Origin of the sequence: Bacteroides sp. CAG:633, from assembly GCF_000435115.1 — a bacterium.
Lineage (GTDB): Bacteria > Bacteroidota > Bacteroidia > Bacteroidales > Bacteroidaceae > Bacteroides > Bacteroides ndongoniae.
The window spans coordinates 6,761-24,539 of sequence record NZ_FR883014.1 but is presented as its reverse complement, the minus strand read 5'-3'; the positions used below and the strand labels follow the sequence as shown (position 1 = coordinate 24,539).

The 17,779-nt window shown below is 45.9% G+C and carries 12 protein-coding genes; 9 read left to right on the top strand and 3 right to left on the bottom strand.

Features of this window, described 5'->3' with window-relative positions:
- The 9 genes from QVP67_RS03415 to QVP67_RS03375 form a co-directional block, all read left to right on the top strand.
- The coding region (locus QVP67_RS03415; RefSeq protein WP_288179857.1) for a RagB/SusD family nutrient uptake outer membrane protein at window positions 1–236 on the top strand (236 nt) is incomplete at its 5' end.
- A gap of 131 nt (window positions 237–367) precedes the next feature.
- The gene (gene hepC / locus QVP67_RS03410) at window positions 368–2,371 is read left to right on the top strand and encodes a heparin-sulfate lyase HepC (protein WP_022162154.1); all 2,004 of its coding nucleotides are present in this window, start codon (window positions 368–370) and stop codon (window positions 2,369–2,371) included.
- 40 nt (window positions 2,372–2,411) lie between these two features.
- A complete protein-coding gene (locus tag QVP67_RS03405; RefSeq protein WP_022162153.1) occupies window positions 2,412–3,962 on the top strand; it encodes a sulfatase family protein in 1,551 nt (516 codons plus the stop codon).
- 12 nt (window positions 3,963–3,974) lie between these two features.
- The gene (locus QVP67_RS03400) at window positions 3,975–6,158 is read left to right on the top strand and encodes an alginate lyase family protein (protein ID WP_022162152.1); all 2,184 of its coding nucleotides are present in this window, start codon (window positions 3,975–3,977) and stop codon (window positions 6,156–6,158) included.
- A 44-nt stretch (window positions 6,159–6,202) separates the two neighbouring features.
- Complete coding sequence (locus QVP67_RS03395; protein ID WP_022162151.1) at window positions 6,203–7,648, top strand: sulfatase; 1,446 nt, start codon at window positions 6,203–6,205, stop codon at window positions 7,646–7,648.
- A gap of 29 nt (window positions 7,649–7,677) precedes the next feature.
- Window positions 7,678–9,153, top strand: coding sequence for a glycoside hydrolase family 30 protein (locus QVP67_RS03390; protein ID WP_022162150.1), 1,476 nt, complete (start codon window positions 7,678–7,680; stop codon window positions 9,151–9,153).
- A 987-nt stretch (window positions 9,154–10,140) separates the two neighbouring features.
- Window positions 10,141–10,401 (top strand): OadG family protein, encoded by a 261-nt coding sequence (locus QVP67_RS03385; RefSeq protein ID WP_022162148.1) that lies wholly within the window; start codon window positions 10,141–10,143, stop codon window positions 10,399–10,401.
- A 42-nt stretch (window positions 10,402–10,443) separates the two neighbouring features.
- Entirely contained in the window at window positions 10,444–12,279 is a 1,836-nt protein-coding gene (locus QVP67_RS03380) for a biotin/lipoyl-containing protein (protein WP_022162147.1), read from the top strand.
- Complete coding sequence (locus tag QVP67_RS03375; protein ID WP_022162146.1) at window positions 12,279–13,514, top strand: sodium ion-translocating decarboxylase subunit beta; 1,236 nt, start codon at window positions 12,279–12,281, stop codon at window positions 13,512–13,514. Before QVP67_RS03380 ends, QVP67_RS03375 begins: the two co-directional genes overlap by 1 nt.
- A 122-nt stretch (window positions 13,515–13,636) precedes the next feature.
- Here QVP67_RS03375 and QVP67_RS03370 read toward each other — a convergent pair whose 3' ends face one another.
- From QVP67_RS03370 to QVP67_RS03360, 3 genes are all read right to left on the bottom strand, one after another.
- Window positions 13,637–15,949, bottom strand: coding sequence for a family 65 glycosyl hydrolase (locus tag QVP67_RS03370; RefSeq protein ID WP_022162145.1), 2,313 nt, complete (start codon window positions 15,947–15,949; stop codon window positions 13,637–13,639).
- 149 nt (window positions 15,950–16,098) lie between these two features.
- The gene (locus tag QVP67_RS03365) at window positions 16,099–17,463 is read right to left on the bottom strand and encodes an SLC45 family MFS transporter (protein ID WP_022162144.1); all 1,365 of its coding nucleotides are present in this window, start codon (window positions 17,461–17,463) and stop codon (window positions 16,099–16,101) included.
- A 61-nt stretch (window positions 17,464–17,524) separates the two neighbouring features.
- On the bottom strand, window positions 17,525–17,779 hold a 255-nt coding region (locus QVP67_RS03360), incomplete at its 5' end, for a substrate-binding domain-containing protein (RefSeq protein WP_288179856.1).

Sequence of the window (17,779 nt, the reverse complement as noted above, 5' to 3'; positions counted from 1 at the left end):
AACGTCGTGTAGAGTTGGCTTTCGAAGGTCATCGCTTCTGGGATGTTCGTCGTTGGAAGGACTTGGACGATACAGCTGATATTTATGGCGTTAAGGTTGTGAAGAATGGTGACGATTTTGAATATACCAAATTCTTATTGGAATCACGTACCATAACAGACAATTTATATTTCTATCCGATTGCTAATACAGAACGGTTCAAGAATCCCAATTTGGGACAGAATCCGGGTTGGTAATAATCGTCTGGAGAGGTAATTAGATTGTTTAAAGTAGGTTACACAGATGGACATGAATTGAAAAATGGTGTGGAAGTCTGTGTAACCTTATTTTTTATCAGATTTGCAAATTTGTAGTGAGGATTGATACCATGAAAACTTTGAGATTTATTTTAGTTGTCTGCTTTAGTCTGTTTTCTGCCCTAATCCAGGCGCAAACATTGCGGACGGAAGTTTTTGATTTGCTGAATTTGGATTATCCCGGATTGGAGAAAGTGAAAGATGCCTGTGGAAGACAACAATGGAAAGAGGCCGCTGAGCTTTTGCTGGATTATTACAGAAACCGTTCCGGAATAGTTTATCCTGATTTGGACTTAGAACATATCAAAGCCTCGAAAAGAGACTGGCAATGGGCCGATGATGCATTGGAGCATACCTTTTTTGTACACGAAGGATATCAGCCTTCTTTCAATTATGGCAAAGATATAGATTGGCAGTATTGGCCGGTGAAAGATAATGAATTGCGCTGGCAATTGCATCGTCACAAGTGGTTTACACCTATGGGAAAGGTATATCGGGTATCTGGAGATGAGAAATATGCTCGTGAATGGGTGTTTCAATATATGGACTGGATTAAAAAGAATCCTTTAATTGAAATAAACGATGATGATTTTCAGCAAGTCATTGAAGGTAATCTGAAAGGAGATAAAGAGAATATGCGTTATGCCTGGCGACCGCTGGAAGTCAGTCACCGTATACAGGATCAGATACCTCAGTTTTTGCTTTTTAATTCGTCGAAGTTCTTTACTCCGGAGTTCCTGACAGAATTTCTGGTGAATTATCATCGTCATGCCGCTCATATATTGAAGCATTACACCAAACAAGGCAATCATTTATTGTTTGAAGCACAGCGTATGGTATATGCAGGCACTTTTTTTCCGGAACTGAAAGATGCGGAGAAGTGGAGAAAGAGTGGTATTGATGTGTTGAACCGGGAAATAAAGAAACAGGTATATGACGATGGAGGGCAGTTTGAACTGGATCCCCATTATCATCTGGCAGCCATTAATATCTTTTGTAAAGCACTTCGCATGGCCGATGTAAACGGATTCCGCCAGGAGTTTCCGGAAGAATATGCACAGACAATAAAAAATATGATTGAGTTCTATTCGAATATTTGTTTCCCTGATTATACAAACCCTTGTTTCAGTGATGCAAAGTTGGGGGAACGTTCTGGAGAAATCCGAAACTATAAAGAATGGCTTCAGCTATTTCCCGATTGCGAATGGATTCGTTTTTATGCAACCGAAGGGCGTGAAGGAACTCCTTTACCTTACTTGTCTCATGCGGCAAAGGAATCAGGCTTCTTTACGTTTAGAACTGGTTGGGAACAAGATGCTACGGTAATGGTTGTAAAAGCCGGACCCAAGGGAGAATGGCATTGCCAGCCCGATAATGGCACTTTCGAACTTTGGGTGAATGGTCGTAATCTTTTTCCGGACAGTGGTTCGTATATCTATGCCGGACATGGTGAAGTGATGAAGCTTCGAAACTGGTTCCGACGGACAGCTTCGCACAATACACTGACACTTGACGGCAAGAATCTGGAAACAACGCAGTCGGTTACAAAACTTTGGAAGCCGGAAGGCGATGTGCAGATTTTGGTGACAGAGAATCCAAGTTATGCCGACCTGAAACATCGCCGGACGGTCTTTTTTGTCGATCAGAAGTTTTTTGTGATTGTAGATGAAGCGGTGGGTACAGCCACTGGTACAGTGAATCTGAACTATCATTTGGCTGAAGGAGAAGTTTCTATAAACAAGGCTGATTTTGCGATTACAACGTCTTACGAAGGGGATAGCAATGTAAAGTTGCAGTGCTTTCCTGAGCAGAAAGCCGTGATGAACGAAGTGGAAGGATGGCGTTCTACTGCTTATCGGAAGCGGGTACCTCGTAAAGCTGTTACGCTGGATGTTGAAAAGAAAGGGAAAGATGCAGTGCGCTATATCTCTGTCATTTATCCGGTGAAGAATGCTGATAACGCCCCGAAACTATATGCTTCTTTTTCGAACAAACATTTTCAGGAGGATGGTGTAGTGGTTACAGTAATGATTGACGGGAAAAAGTTTAACTTAGCTGCCAATTTACAAAAGTGATGAAATAAAACTATGGATGTTTTTTAATAAATAGAAGAATATGGAGTTTTGTTTTGATAAAATAAAATGGGGACTTCCTTTTACATTTGCTGTTGGAGTATTTACGCAGGCATTCGGACAGGAACAACGACCAAACCTGGTGTACATATTTGCAGACCAATATCGGCTGAATGCATTGAGTTTATGGAGCGATCCGGCATATCGTAATGTTTTGAGTACCGTGGGCGATCCTGTTCATACGCCCAATTTGGACCGTTTGGCTAAACAGGGCGTTGTCTTTAGTCGTGCCTGTAGTACTTGCCCTTTAAGCAGTCCTCATCGTGCCATGTTAATGACAGGAATGTTCCCTGAGAAAAATGGGGTAGATACAAATTGTTTTAAAGGGAAAAAGCAAGGCATTCCAGACAGTATTGTTTGTTTTACAGACGTGCTGGCAGCATCGGGATATGAGACTGCTTACGTAGGCAAAACGCATTGGCACCGTACCGAACCTTTATTCGATAAAAAAGGAAATTATGTAGGTACTACAGAAGAGCCAGGAGGACATTATACCTATAATTATGATACTTACATTCCGGAAGGAAGAGGTCGTAAAAGTAATAAGTTTTGGTTCCAGCAGTTGAGGGATAATCATTTCAATGCGGTGGCCTATTCCAACCGTCCGGAATTGGTCGGAGGGAAGAAGGATGGAGAGGCTTATTTTTATCACCGTTTTACTTCGGAAGTTGAGGCTGATGTTGTAATTAAGTATCTGAAAAACCGTGAAGGGGAACGTGATTCGTCTAAACCTTTCAGCCTGTTTTGGAGTTTGAATCCTCCTCATACACCCTATTCCAGTGTAAGCGATTGCCGGGAAGAGGTCTTTAATAAATATTATAAGGACTTAGGTTCTAAGGAATTGTTGCTTCGTCCCAATGTAGAGTATGGCGAAGGCAAACAAGCGAAAAATTTGGAGAGGTTATCACTGGAAGCCAAGGTTTATTTTTCATTGGTTAAATGTATCGATGATGAGATTGGCCGTGTTATGAATGCTTTGGATGAGGAGGGACTGACTGATAATACATTGGTGATATTTGCTGCCGATCATGGAGAAATGATGGGAAGCCATGGCAGAATGGCCAAAGGTGTGATCTATGATGAGGCTTTGCTGATTCCATTCATAATGCGTTACCCGACGCAGCTGAAACCGCAAATAAATGATTTGATGATAGGAGCACAGGATATTATGCCAACTTTGTTGGGCATGCTGGGACTGGCTGACAGACTTCCTGATACGGTGAAAGGGAAAAATTATTCTCAGGGCATTCTTACCGGTGATTTTGGTAGCGTCCAGAAGCCTCAGTCTTCTTTCTACTTTATGCTGAAAGAGAAAGGAGTGCGTACCGACCGTTATTCTTATGTGGTACAAAAGGATGGCAATTATCTGTTGTTCGATAATATAAAAGATCCTTATCAGCAGACTTCGCTGACACTGGAAGAGATTCCTGAAAAACAGGCTGAGTTTTTAAAAACAGAATTGGGCAATTGGTTAAAAGTATCGGAAGATACATGGGCCAAGGAGAGAAAATTTGCTAATAGGATTAATTATTAATAGGATGGGGCTATGAATTTGAGATCGATATTACGTGTTTTTGTTATTTCCTGCTGTTCACTTTCATTGCATGCACAGTCTGTTTGGGATAGAAATCATCTGACGGATGTCAAGCAGTCGGTGCAGGATGCTTATTATGCCGCTTCGCTGCAGGAACTGAAAACGCAAGCGGATGGATATTTAAAGATCGGAGCCGACACTGTGAATACACAACAACCGTTATCCGAAGTTGAATGTGAATCTTCATGTAAGCGGGTGGATATGATTTCCGATCGAATCACAACATTGGCTTTGGCATACTTTTTTAATGAGAAAGAAATTTATGCTCAAAAGGCTGTTGAGCTGATACGGACGAATTTCCTGGATAAGAATACTCGGATGACTCCGGACAATTTTGAGGTACTCGAAACCTATCCGTTCATTGAAATGCTGGATGCTGTACAGTTGCTCGAAGCTTCCAGCCAGCTGACTTCCAAAGATGCTAAGAGGTTGAAGGCCTGGTTCGCTGATTTACTGGACGGTATGCAAGCCTCTTCACAAGAAGTGGATGCGAAGGCATGGGCCGGCCATCGGGGAACGGCTTACGATGCGCAAGTCATAGCTTATGCCTTATATATAGGTAAAAAGGAAGTGGCTGATAAAGTGATAGAATCAATTCCTGCCAAACGTATTTTCAAGCAGATAGAGCCGTCGGGGAAACAACCTTATGAACTGGAGTGTAAACACTCTTTTGATGCTTCACAGCGTAATCTGCATTATTTGATTGATATCTGTCTGATGGCCAAGCATCGGGAATTGCAGATTGATGGCCTTGAGTCGTCGGACGGACGTAGCCTTTACGATGCGATGGATTATCTGGCACAATTTGCCGGAAAAGATGTAAGTGAATGGCCTTATCGGCAAGACGGTGGATGGGATTATACACAACAAAAGTTGTATCAGGACCTTTATCGGGCAGCCGTATATCTTGACACCAACCGTAGAGGGTACTTGAAGGTATATGACACACATCGGATAATTGACTGGAAAGACCGTTTTAATTTGTTGTATGCGGTTCCTTCGTCCGTGGATAATGCTTTTGCTTTTGCTTGCCGGCAGTTGGATTTTGCTATTGCTGCGACCAACAAGGCAAAGAAACAGAAAGATAATATCTGTAAAAGGAAAGTGATTCCGCGTAGTATTGCCAAGGATGGATCGTTGGCATTGGTATCGCCTTACGACTGGTGCTCAGGGTTCTTTCCGGGCAGTTTGTGGCATGTTTATGCTTATACGAACAACGATTATTGGCGTCAGCAGGCCATCAGTTTCACTTGGCCACTGGAAGAAGTGAAGCGTTATAAGAGTACGCACGATCTGGGCTTTATGGTGAATAACAGTTTTGGAAAGGCTTATCAGTGGACAGGAGAACGTTCTTATAAGGATGTGGTGATACAGGCTGCCAAGACTTTGGTTTCGCGTTACGATGATCGTGTGAAGTGTATACGTTCCTGGGACTTCAACCGGGATCGTTGGAAGTATCCAGTCATTATAGATAATATGATGAATCTGGAAATGCTGTTCAGCGCTACTCAGCTGACGGGTGATTCTCTTTACTGGAGAGTGGCCGTGAACCATGCCAATACAACGATGAAGAACCATTTCCGTAGCGATTATTCTTCCTATCATGTGGTGGATTATGATCCGGCTACAGGTGCAGCCCGTATGAAGTGCACCTATCAGGGCTATTCGGATGATTCGTTCTGGAGTCGTGGACAGGGTTGGGGACTGTATGGATATACTCTGTGTTATCGCTTTACGAAAGAGACTGCTTATTTACGCCAGGCCGAGGCTATTGCCGATTTCATATTGTCTTGGTCCAATATGCCCGAAGACGGTGTGCCATACTGGGATATGAAAGCTCCCGGCATTCCGGATGTTCCTCGTGATGCTTCGGCTGCTGCAATCATAGCTTCAGGCTTGTACGAACTTTCGGAGTATGCCGATATGGAGAAAGGCAAGAAGTATAAGGCAGCAGCCGATAAGATAATTGATAGTCTGAACCGATCTTATCAGTCGGAATACGGGGCAAACTATGGCTTCCTGCTTTTGCATTCCACCGGTTCTGCTCCTCACGAGAGCGAAGTGGATGTACCTCTTTCGTATGCCGATTATTATTATTTAGAGGCATTGTGGCGCAAGCGTAGTTTGGACAACTAAAGCTGGCTGCATGCCGTTTTCTTAAAAATCAAAACTTTGGTATTATGTTCTATCCTTCCTTCTTCTATCGTAAACCCTCCCGGGCAGTCTTGCTGGCTGCTTCGTGTCTGTCCGTATCTGCCTTGCAGGCTCAGGAAAAACAAAATGTGCTGTTCATCGTGGTAGATGATTTGCGTCCGGAGTTGGGATGCTATGGTAGCGATGTGGCCATTACACCTCATCTTGACAAGTTGGCAGAGCAGTCGGTAGTCTTCCAGAAGGCTTATTGTAACGTACCGGTGAGCGGAGCTTCCCGTTCCAGTTTGCTGACGGGAGTATATCCCGATATTGTCGAGGGTCGTTTTGTGGATGCCGAAACCCGTTCGGAAAAAGATCTTCCCGGCGTGGTCACTTTGCCGTTGGCATTTAAGAATGCCGGGTATTATACGCTTTCCCTTGGCAAGGTGTTCCATCATTTCGATGATCGGACAGACAGTTGGAGCGAATCGCCTTGGATTGTGAGTCCGGCCAGTGGCGACTGGGCTTTGTACAACAAGTGGAATGTATGGAAGACGGAAATTCCCGAAGCCGAACTTCATCCGCAAAGTCATCGTGGTCCCTATTGCGAAGCGGCCGATGTGCCCGACAGTTGCTACGAAGACAATCAGATAGCCCGTAAAGCGGTAGCCGAGTTGAATCGTCTGAAAGAGATGGACCGTCCGTTTTTCCTGGCTGTCGGATTCCGTAAGCCTCATTTGCCGTTCATCGCTCCAAAGAAATACTGGGATCTGTATCGGAGGGAGGACATCAAGATTGCCGATAACCGCTACCGTCCCGAGGGCTTGTCCGAGCAGGTGCAAGGTTCCAGGGAGATATTCCAGTATACACGGGTGACCGATACTTCGGCCGAGGACTTCCATCGCGAGGCCCGTCATGCCTATTATGCCTGTGTCAGTTTTGTCGATGCACAAATCGGACTGGTATTGGATGAACTGGAGCGGCTAGGATTAGCCGATAATACGGTTGTGGTGCTGTTGGGCGATCATGGCTGGCACCTGGGCGAACATGACTTTTGGGGAAAGCATACGTTGCTTCAGCAAGCTACTCATGCTCCGCTGATGGTTCGTTGTCCGGACGTAGCATCAGGACAGAGCCGTAGCATTGTGGAGTTTGTAGATATCTATCCTTCTTTGTGCGAGGTTTGCGGCATCACGTTGCCCGAACATCTGCAGGGGCGCAGCTTTCTGCCGGTGCTGAAGAATCCTGAAGCAAAACATCGTGATTGTGCTTTTATTCAGTGGGGAAAGGGAGTGAATGTAGTAACGCCGGAATTCAGTTATGCCGAGTGGTACGACAAGTCGCAGAGCCGTGTAGTGGACGAGGCGCTGTTTGATCACAGGCGCGATCCGCAGGAAAACAGAAATGCAGCCGGAGAGAAGAAATACCAGAAGCTGATAAAACGTTTCAAAGATTTCATCGGTCGCAAAAGACAGGAAATCCATTTGCGGTAAATAGGAATACTAACTTTAAATAGAGAACCATGAATCTGAAAAAAATCTTTTTGCTCGGTGGGCTTTTATTCAGCCTGTCGGGTATGTACGCTCAATCCATGGTGTGGATTAGCAGTACCGAAGGAAACGTCTGGAAGGAAGCGAAAGTGAAACTCCAGGCCAAGTGTGAGGAGGCTCCTTTGTTGAAAACGGATGGAACGGATTGCATACAGACCTTCCAGAAGTGGGGAACCTGTTTTAACGAACTGGGCTGGGATGCTTTGAACATGCTGCCATTGGAAGGCCAGGAAGAAGTGTTGAACCGGATTTTTGCTCCTGATGGTGAGTTGAAGTTTACGATGGGGCGCATTCCCATGAATGCCAATGACTATGCACGCGACTGGTACAGTTGTGACGAAGTGCCGGGCGACTTTACGTTGAAATACTTCAACATCGACCGCGACCGTCAGACGCTTATCCCTTACGTGAAGCGTGCCTTGAAGGTAAATCCCGACCTGACGTTCTGGATTTCTCCCTGGTCGCCTCCTTCCTGGATGAAGGTGAACCATTATTATTCCGTCAAGAGCAATGCCAAGGTCAACCGTCTGCCTGCCGAAGCCGAAATAGCCCTTTACGAAGGAGTGGAGAATGTAGACAAGCGTTTCTATCCCAAGCAGGTTACCGAGAACGACTACTTTATCCAGGATCCGCGTTATTTGCAAACCTATGCCAATTACTTCTGCAAGTTCGTGTCGGCCTATCGTGAACTGGGGATTCCTGTCAATCGGGTCATGTTCCAGAACGAACCGTGGGCTTATTCCATCTATCCTGCTTGTGCCTGGACACCCGAAGGCATCATCCGTTTCAATGTAGAGTATCTGGCACCTACGCTGAAGAAACAGTTGCCCGATGTACAACTTTACCTGGGCACGCTGAATACGAATCGTATCGAGCTGGTCGACCGTGTGTTGTCCGATCCCCGCATGAAAGATGCTGTTGAGGGAATCGGTTTCCAGTGGTGGGGCGGACAGATTTTGCCCGAAATCCGTAAGAAGTATCCCGACTATAAATACATGCAGACCGAAAGTGAATGTGGTTCGGGTACGTTCGACTGGAAAGCTGCCGAGCATACTTTCCATCTGATAAATCACTATCTGGGGAATGGTTGCGAAGAATATACCATCTGGAATGCCATCCTGTGCGATGAAGGTACCAGTGCCTGGGGATGGAAACAGAATGCTTTGATTCGGGTGGATTCGAAGACAGGAGCCGCTACTTATACCCCCGAATACTATGCCGTGAAACACTTCAGCAACAAAGTTGTTGCAGGTACTAAGGTGTTGGCTTATAGAGAAAAAGGTGAGGATGGGCTACCTGCCATGCTGTTGCTTACGCCGGATAACAAATATTTGGTTGTAGCTGCCAATTTCAACGATGATGCCCGTCAGCTGACAGTTCAGTTGGGTGGCAAGTACCTGACTGTAAGTCTGCAAGGCCATTCGTTTAATACGTTTTATGCCAAATGATGTCTGACTGAGGACATTGAAAATGAATAGAAGGGCCGGACGGGAAGAGTTTCCCAGTCCGGCTTTTTTGTTTTGCAAGGCTTGCAAAACAAGTCCGTGAACCACACTTGCACGGCTCATGAGCGACACTTGTACGGCTCGCGAGCCACACTTGCAATACTCGTGAGAGTTACTTGCAATACTCGTGGACTTTATTGGCAATACTTATTACGCTGATTAATTACCGATGTTACGCGGCTAAAGTAGGTAGTTAAGAATGGGAAGTGAATGATTAAAAATGAATAACGGGTGAAGGATGGATACGCGGACAACGCGGAGAAGACGGACTAACACGGATAAAAAAAGAAAAAGGGAAATTGGGTTCACGCTTTCAATGCGGAATTTCTTGTTGATATTCAGCAGAATATGGTGAAAGATAAAGCTTCACCGACATTCGGTGAAACATAAATCGGGATGGCTGTACAACCCGTTAATTTTTTCCCAGTTAGAGAAAAATTTTTTGCTAACTAGGCAATAATTTTTTCCTAACTGGGAAAAAATTATTGCAAAACTGGCATCAGCTATCACCCCTTTCAGGAAATCTGTTCTGCCTGTATTTAAAGATTAAAATCCGCGTTCGTCCGTCCTCTCCGCGTTGTCCGCGTATCCATCTTTCACCACAAACAGCTCATTCCCAAGACAATTACGATGAAACTTCATCCTGCAAACTGCTGAAAAACACTGTAGATGACACGGTTTATCACGGATTGGATGTCGGGTAAGATGTAGTTGTATGTGTGTTCAGGGTGTTTATGAATCAAGAAGGCTCAGGTGATGGCAGAGTGTAAATTACCTCTTGGTTGTTAAGTAGTTAAGAAGGAAGGCTGGGGATTGTATATCTTCCTTTTTAATATATTTTATCACAACTGAACGACTTTTTCTCAGTAATATTCAGTAATTTCGAACGATTTTTTTGAAATCTGGCTAAATAACTAATAAACTATAAGTATGGAGAACTTGAATATCGCACTTTTGCTAATGGTGGTAGGTATGGCGACTGTATTTGCTATCCTGCTGATTGTTATCTATTTAGGAAAAGGACTTATTGCGCTGGTGAATAAATACGCACCCGAAGAGTCTGTCCCTGCCAAGTCAGCTGGAGCCAATGCGCCTGCCCCGGTTCCTGCCAATATTATGGCCGCCATTGCTGCTGCGGTGTCGGTAGTGACACACGATAAAGGAAAAGTGACTAAAGTAGAGAAACTGTAATCGATAAGAAAAGAAGTAATATACAAATTCAATTAATAAGGTATGAAGAAAGAAATAAAGTTCAGCTTGGTATTCAGGGACATGTGGCAGAGTGCCGGTAAGTATGTGCCACGTGTAGACCAGCTGGTGAAAGTAGCTCCCGCTATCGTCGAAATGGGATGTTTTGCCCGTGTTGAAACCAACGGTGGCGGCTTCGAACAAGTAAATCTGCTGTTTGGCGAAAACCCCAATAAGGCCGTACGTGCCTGGACAAAGCCTTTCCATGAAGCAGGTATTCAAACCCATATGTTGGACCGTGCGTTGAACGGTTTGCGTATGAGCCCAGTTCCTGCTGATGTGCGAAAGCTGTTTTATAAGGTAAAGAAAGCGCAGGGAACGGACATTACCCGTACTTTTTGCGGTCTGAATGACATTCGCAACATAGCCCCTTCTATCAAATATGCTCACGAAGCAGGCATGATTTCGCAATGTTCGCTGTGTATCACTCATTCACCCATACATACGGTAGAATACTATACAGACATGGCTTTGCAGCTGATCAAGCTGGGAGCCGATGAAATCTGTATCAAGGATATGGCCGGTATCGGACGTCCTGTAACCTTGGGCAAGATTGTGGCCAACATCAAGGCTGCCCATCCGGATATTCCTATTCAGTACCATAGTCATGCGGGTCCCGGATTCAACATGGCCAGCATTCTGGCTGTCTGCGAAGCCGGATGCGACTATATCGATGTAGGTATGGAGCCTTTGTCGTGGGGTACAGGCCATGCTGATTTGCTCAGTGTGCAGGCCATGCTGAAGGATGCCGGATTCAAGGTGCCGGAAATCAACATGGAGGCTTATATGAAAGTACGTGCCCTGATTCAGGAATTCATGGACGATTTCCTGGGACTGTACATCTCGCCTCGCAACCGTCTGATGAATTCCCTGCTGATCGGTCCGGGACTGCCGGGGGGTATGATGGGAAGTCTGATGGCCGATTTGGAAACCAATCTGGAAAGCATCAACAAATACAAGGCCAAACGCAACCTGCCGTTTATGAAGCAGGACGAACTGCTCATCAAACTGTTCAACGAAGTGGCTTATGTATGGCCTCGTGTAGGTTATCCTCCTTTGGTAACGCCTTTCAGCCAGTATGTTAAGAACCTGGCCATGATGAACGTTATTGCCATGGAGAAAGGTAAGGAACGTTGGGGCATGATAGCCGACGACATTTGGGATATGATTCTGGGTAAAGCCGGAAAATTGCCGGGTCAGTTGGCTCCGGAAATTGTGGAGAAGGCAGAACGCGAAGGACGCAAGTTCTTCACCGGTAATCCGCAAGACAATTATCCCGACTGCCTCGACAAGTATCGCAAGATGATGAAGGAAAACAAGTGGGAGACAGGCGAAGACGACGAAGAACTCTTCGAATATGCCATGCACCCTGCACAATACGAGGCTTATAAGAGTGGAAAGGCGAAAGAAGACTTCCTGGCTGATGTGGAAAAACGCCGTGCCGAACGCGATAAGTCTCCGCTGGACGATGCCAAACCGAAAACGCTTACCGTACAGGTAGACGGGCAGTCTTATCGTGTGACAGTGGCTTATGGCGATATCGATCTGCCTGCTTCGGCTACAGCCAAGGTTGAGGCTCCCGTAGGCGAAGGCAAAGACGTTCCTGCACCGCTTGAAGGAAAGTTCTTCCTGACCAAGAATACACAGGAAACTCCGATAAAGGTGGGCGATAAGGTGAAAAAAGGCGATCTTCTGGGTTACATCGAGGCTATGAAGACATACAATGCCATCCGTGCCGATTTTGACGGAACGGTTCTTGCCATCTGTGTCAATCCGGGAGATTCAGTTTCAGAAGATGATGTATTAATGAAGATTGGATAATGGAAGATATATTTGCAAAACTCTATGACATGACGGCATTCAGCAACATCATTGCCGATCCGTCGTTCCTTGTGATGTATGCCATTGCTTTCGTTCTCCTTTACTTGGGTATCAAGAAGCATTACGAACCGCTTTTGCTGATACCTATTGCCTTCGGTGTGCTTATCGCCAATTTTCCTGGAGGTGAAATGGGAGTTATCCAAGCCGACGAGAACGGCATGGTGATGGTGAACGGAGTGATGAAGAACATCTGGGAGATGCCGTTGCACGAAATTGCTCACGAGCTGGGACTGATGAACTTCATCTACTATATGTTGATAAAGACCGGTTTCCTGCCACCTGTCATCTTTATGGGTGTAGGTGCGTTGACCGACTTTGGTCCGATGCTTCGTAATTTGCGTCTTTCTATTTTCGGTGCGGCTGCCCAGCTGGGTATCTTTACCGTATTGCTTTGTGCCGTACTGATGGGCTTCACTCCGAAAGAAGCTGCTGCATTGGGTATTATCGGTGGTGCCGATGGTCCTACGGCTATTTTTACTACGATCAAGCTGGCTCCTCATCTGTTGGGCCCGATAGCTATTGCTGCTTATTCGTATATGGCATTGGTTCCGGTTATTATTCCGTTGGTAGTGAAGTTGCTTTGTACCAAGAAAGAACTGATGATCAACATGAAGGAACAGGAGAAACTTTATCCTTCGAAGACGGAAATCAAGAACCTGCGTGTGCTGAAGATTATCTTCCCGATAGCGGTTACTACCATTGTGGCCTTGTTCGTGCCTACTGCCGTACCTTTGATCGGTATGTTGATGTTCGGTAACCTGATTAAAGAAATCGGTTCGGATACGAGCCGTCTGTTCGATGCGGCTGCCAACAGCATTATGAATGCGGCTACCATTTTCCTGGGACTGAGTGTCGGTGCTACTATGACGAGCGAGGCATTCCTGAACTGGACGACAATCGGTATTGTTATTGGTGGTTTCCTTGCATTCGCCTTGTCTATTTCGGGTGGTATTCTGTTTGTAAAGATTGTCAATCTCTTCTCGAAAAAGAAGATCAACCCGCTTATCGGTGCTACCGGCTTGAGTGCAGTGCCTATGGCCAGCCGTGTGTGCAATGAGATTGCTACAAAATATGATCCGAAGAACCATGTGCTCAACTATTGTATGTCGAGCAACATTTCCGGTGTGATCGGTTCTGCCGTGGCTGCCGGTGTGCTTATCTCGTTCTTGGGATAATAATTAGTTGTGATGATAATGTGAAAAAGGATGCATCGGAGCGGTGCATCCTTTTTTTATTTAACAGGTGAGTGATATAAGTTTTAGTTTGCTGGTTGTTGTGGCAATGCTGCAGCTACGGATCAGCCGTTGCAGGCTATGCACAACGGTTGTTCTGGAGTCAGTTGGTAGTCAACATCATATATCTTAACGTTTAAGGTTTCGCCGGCCAACAATGTAATCTGTATTTTTGTGCTTATTTCTATTTTTAGTTTCCTGCCTTGAAAATTAATTCGGAAAGCGTATTTCTCCCATTGCGAAGGCCGGACAGGCGATAAGCTTAACTCATTGGCTTGTGTTTGCAGATTGGCAAATCCTCGGACAATGGCCAGCCACGAACCAGGCATACTGGTGATATGCAATCCTTGATCGGCTTCATTGTTGTAGTCGTCCAGATCCATTCGGGTAGCATGTACAAACAGTTGATAAGCCTTTTCGGTTTCGCCGATGCGTGCAGCCAGTATGGCATGTATGTGGGGCGACAGTGACGACTCGTGAACAGTCATGGGCTCGTAAAAGTCGAAGTTGCGCCGGACAGTTTCGGTATCGAACAGGAAATAATAAAGGTAGAGGCCCAGCAGGACATCACTTTGCTTGATGTAGCAGGAGCGGAGAATGCGGTCCCAGGACCAATGCTGGTTGATGGGGCGTTCGGCTTGAGGGATGGCATCTGTTGTTTGCAGTACTTTATCCATAAAGCCGTCGTTCTGTACGAAAATTCCTTTCTCCGCATCTTGGGGCAGATACATATGTTCGATGATGTCGCGCCACAAAGGCGTTTCGCCTTCGTAGTCGAAATGTGTGGCTGCACATATACGCTTGTATTCTTCGGGATATTGTTGTGCAGCCAGATCCAGATGTTTCAGTGTCATCTTCAGGCAACGTATACACGAAAAGTTTGTGTACCAGTTATTGTCAACGTTGTTCTGATATTCATCGGGGCCGGTCACTCCCAGAATGACATATTGCTGCCTGGCCTGTGAGAAGGTAGTACGCTGGCTCCAGAAACGGGAGATGGCAATCATTACTTCCAGGCCGTATTGCAGTATGTAGTCTATCGATCCTGTGATGCTTGCATGTTGTATGATGGCATACACGATGATATTATTTCGGTGTATTTCCTCGAAAGTGATTTCCCATTCGCTGTGGCATTCTTCTCCGTTGTTGGTTACTTGCGGGAAGAGAGCGGCACCACCGTCAAATCCTAATTTCCGGGCATTTTCAATGGCTTTGGGAAGCTGGTTGTAGCGATACATCAGCAGATTTCTGACTATTTGCCTTGGAGTGGACAAAAGGAAGAAGGGAACACAGCACAGTTCGGTATTCCAATAAGTGTTGCCTCCGTATTTTTCTCCAGTAAACCCTTTGGGGGCAATGTTCAGTCTTGGGTCGTCTCCCCGATAAGTCTGATAAAGTTGGAAAATATTGTAACGGATTCCTTGCTGTGCTTCCGGATCTCCTTCGATGACGACATCGGCTTCTTCCCAAATGTCGTGCCAGGCCTGTTTATGAGCTTGGGTTAAGGTTTCCCATCCTTTGTTTTTGGCCTCACGGGCTATGTGAATGGATTTTTCGACAAGTTCTTGTCTTTCATAATAAAGCGAAGAGGCTATCACAACATATTTCAGAAGGGTTACGGTGTCTCCGGGCTTCATGTCGATGCCAAGGCTGAAGCCGGTTTGCTTGCCTTTTTCAATGCGTATGGGGTTGTGGCTTGCTTCTTTGTGGTTTTTATAGAATTGGTAAGTCATGGCATAGCACACTTGAGCATCTTCCCGTCGGGTCTGTGTCCATAAGTAGGCGCAGTCATGGGCAACTCCCGAATCAAGCAGGTTCCATATCCGTTCTTCGGTCTGTTCCGAGCGTTCGTTCAGGTTGGCTTCGAGCAGAGGAAGAAGTGACAATTTCCCGCTATAATTTAGGGAAGTAACATTGTAGCTGATCAGACACAGATCGGGGAAAGCCATGTTGGCCAGATGTTCTACATGCAGTTGCAGGCTGTTGCCGCGTGGCGAAGTCACTTTTACATCGCGGTAGGAGATACCATCGTACATGTCGAGTCGGCGGTTGAAGCTTTCCACATCCCATTGGGCAAGGTCCAGTTCTTCGTCTATAAGTCTCAGATGAATGCTGCTCCAGTTGGCCGCATTGGGTATGCGTGTGTAGTAATAGGGGAATCCGTTTTTCCACCATGCAACCCGTGTTTTGTCGAGGAAAGGAATGCCGGCTACGAACGAGCCCTGGTAGCTGTCGCTACTGTATGGCTCTTCGAAGTTACCACGTTGTCCGAACCTTCCGTTGCCCAAGCTGAATATGCTTTCAGACATGCGGAGGTTGTCGGCATGAAACTTGTCTTCTATTATGTTCCATTCATCGGTTTTCAGGTACTTTTTCATGGCATTCGTATTAGTGTTATGGGCGTAAAGATAAGAAATAAAATGAAAAGGCATCACTCTGTCGGGAAACAATGTGGAGCATTTCTCCTACATGACCCGACAGAATGATGCCTGGTTTGCCAACAGGCAATGTCGCGACGGTGTTTGTATTAACTGTCTTTACCTTCTTTGATGATATAAACGCAGGCTGCTCCGATAATCAGCATGACACCTGCTGTCACCAACATATTGATTTCGGGAGGAAGACAACCTTCCGGAGTGAACAGTGACAGGATGGAACCACCCAGTGCGGCTGCTATAATCTGCGGAATGCAGATGGTGCCGTTGAACAGTCCCAGATAAGTACCCATGTGGCCACCACTTAAAGAGTTGGTCAGGATGGTGAAAGGAAGTGCAAGCATGGCTGCCCAGGCACATCCGATCAGGATGAACGAAATGAACAGTGCATACTGGTTGTGGATAAAGTAGGTGGAAATAAAACCGATTCCTCCCAGAATAAGGCTAAGAGAGTAGACCAGATGACGGTTTTTGAACATGGGGATGCAAATGGCCCACAGTACCGAACCGATAGCCTGTACGGCGAAAAGTACTCCGACCCAGTTGGCTGCTTCCTGATATTGCAGGCTGGTGGTGTCGAGCAAAACTTTTTTCGCACCGTTCACGACGGTTTCTACAGTAGGTGCGTCGAATACGTTGGCTGTGATACTGCCGTTGGTATAAGTCCACATGAACATGAAGGCAAACCAGCAGAAGAACTGTACCAGACCTACTGTCCAGAAAGCTTTGGGGGCTTTCACCAATAGTTTCAGCATGTTGGTTTTCTCTTTCTTTTCGTTTTCGCTGATACCATGATATTCGGCATATTCCTTAGGAGGCATCTCCTTTACTTTGACAGTGGTATAGATGACACAAAGAATGAGGATAACGGCTCCGATGTAGAATGAATAGATAACGGAGTCGGGAATCACTCCTTGTGCAGCCGTATTCTGGATTCCAACCCATGCAAAAATGAAGGGGAACAGATAGCCGACCAGACTGCCAGCATTGCATAGGAAACTCTGGATGGAGTAGGCCAGTCCTTTCTGCTTTTCGTTTACCATGTCGCCTACCATCATTTTGAAAGGTTGCATGGCCATATTGATGGATGTATCAAGAAACATAAGGGCAAAAAGTCCGAAGATCATGGCTGTACTTACTTCCATGCCGAAACTACCGGCGTTGGGAAGCAGACACATCACCAGTACGGCAATGAGTGAGCCGATGAACAGGTAAGGAATACGGCGTCCGAAGCGGGTCCAGGTGCGATCGCTTGCAGCACCTACCAGTGGTTGCACAATGATACCGGCCAGCGGTGGCAGTATCCAGAAATAACTAAGGGAGTGAGGGTCGGCGCCCAGCGTGGCAAAGATGCGGCTGATGTTGGCGCTCTGAAGGGCGTAGGCTATCTGTACGCCAAAGAAGCCAAAGCTGATGTTCCACAGCTTCCAAAAACTCAAGTCTGGTTTTACTTTCATGATATTTGTTGTTAATTGTTTTTCAGTTGGTTGTTGCCCTGAATCAGAATCGGTTTAGAAATTATTTGGTTGTGCCTCTGATAATCAGGTTTGTCCTGACAATCTTGTTGCTGCGTTTTTCTTCTCCTTCCAGTTTGTTGGCCAGGATGCTGAAAGCACTTTTTCCGACTTCTTCACCATGTTGCTCTACGGTTGTCAGTTTGGGATCGGTGTTTTGGGCGATGGCTCCGTCGGTGAATCCGCAGATGGAAACTTCGTCAGGGACTTTGATGCCTACCAGTTTGCAGGCATAAAGAATTCCGGCAGCCGTTTCGTC

Excerpts from the sequence above, each read along its gene's own strand:
- hepC (WP_022162154.1), top strand. The coding sequence starts at position 368 with ATGAAAACTTTGAGATTTATTTTAGTTGTCTGCTTTAGTCTGTTTTCT.
- QVP67_RS03405 (WP_022162153.1), top strand. The coding sequence starts at position 2,412 with ATGGAGTTTTGTTTTGATAAAATAAAATGGGGACTTCCTTTTACATTT.
- QVP67_RS03400 (WP_022162152.1), top strand. The coding sequence starts at position 3,975 with ATGAATTTGAGATCGATATTACGTGTTTTTGTTATTTCCTGCTGTTCA.
- QVP67_RS03395 (WP_022162151.1), top strand. The coding sequence starts at position 6,203 with ATGTTCTATCCTTCCTTCTTCTATCGTAAACCCTCCCGGGCAGTCTTG.
- QVP67_RS03390 (WP_022162150.1), top strand. The coding sequence starts at position 7,678 with ATGAATCTGAAAAAAATCTTTTTGCTCGGTGGGCTTTTATTCAGCCTG.
- QVP67_RS03385 (WP_022162148.1), top strand. The coding sequence starts at position 10,141 with ATGGAGAACTTGAATATCGCACTTTTGCTAATGGTGGTAGGTATGGCG.
- QVP67_RS03380 (WP_022162147.1), top strand. The coding sequence starts at position 10,444 with ATGAAGAAAGAAATAAAGTTCAGCTTGGTATTCAGGGACATGTGGCAG.
- QVP67_RS03375 (WP_022162146.1), top strand. The coding sequence starts at position 12,279 with ATGGAAGATATATTTGCAAAACTCTATGACATGACGGCATTCAGCAAC.
- QVP67_RS03370 (WP_022162145.1), bottom strand. The coding sequence starts at position 15,949 with ATGAAAAAGTACCTGAAAACCGATGAATGGAACATAATAGAAGACAAG.
- QVP67_RS03365 (WP_022162144.1), bottom strand. The coding sequence starts at position 17,463 with ATGAAAGTAAAACCAGACTTGAGTTTTTGGAAGCTGTGGAACATCAGC.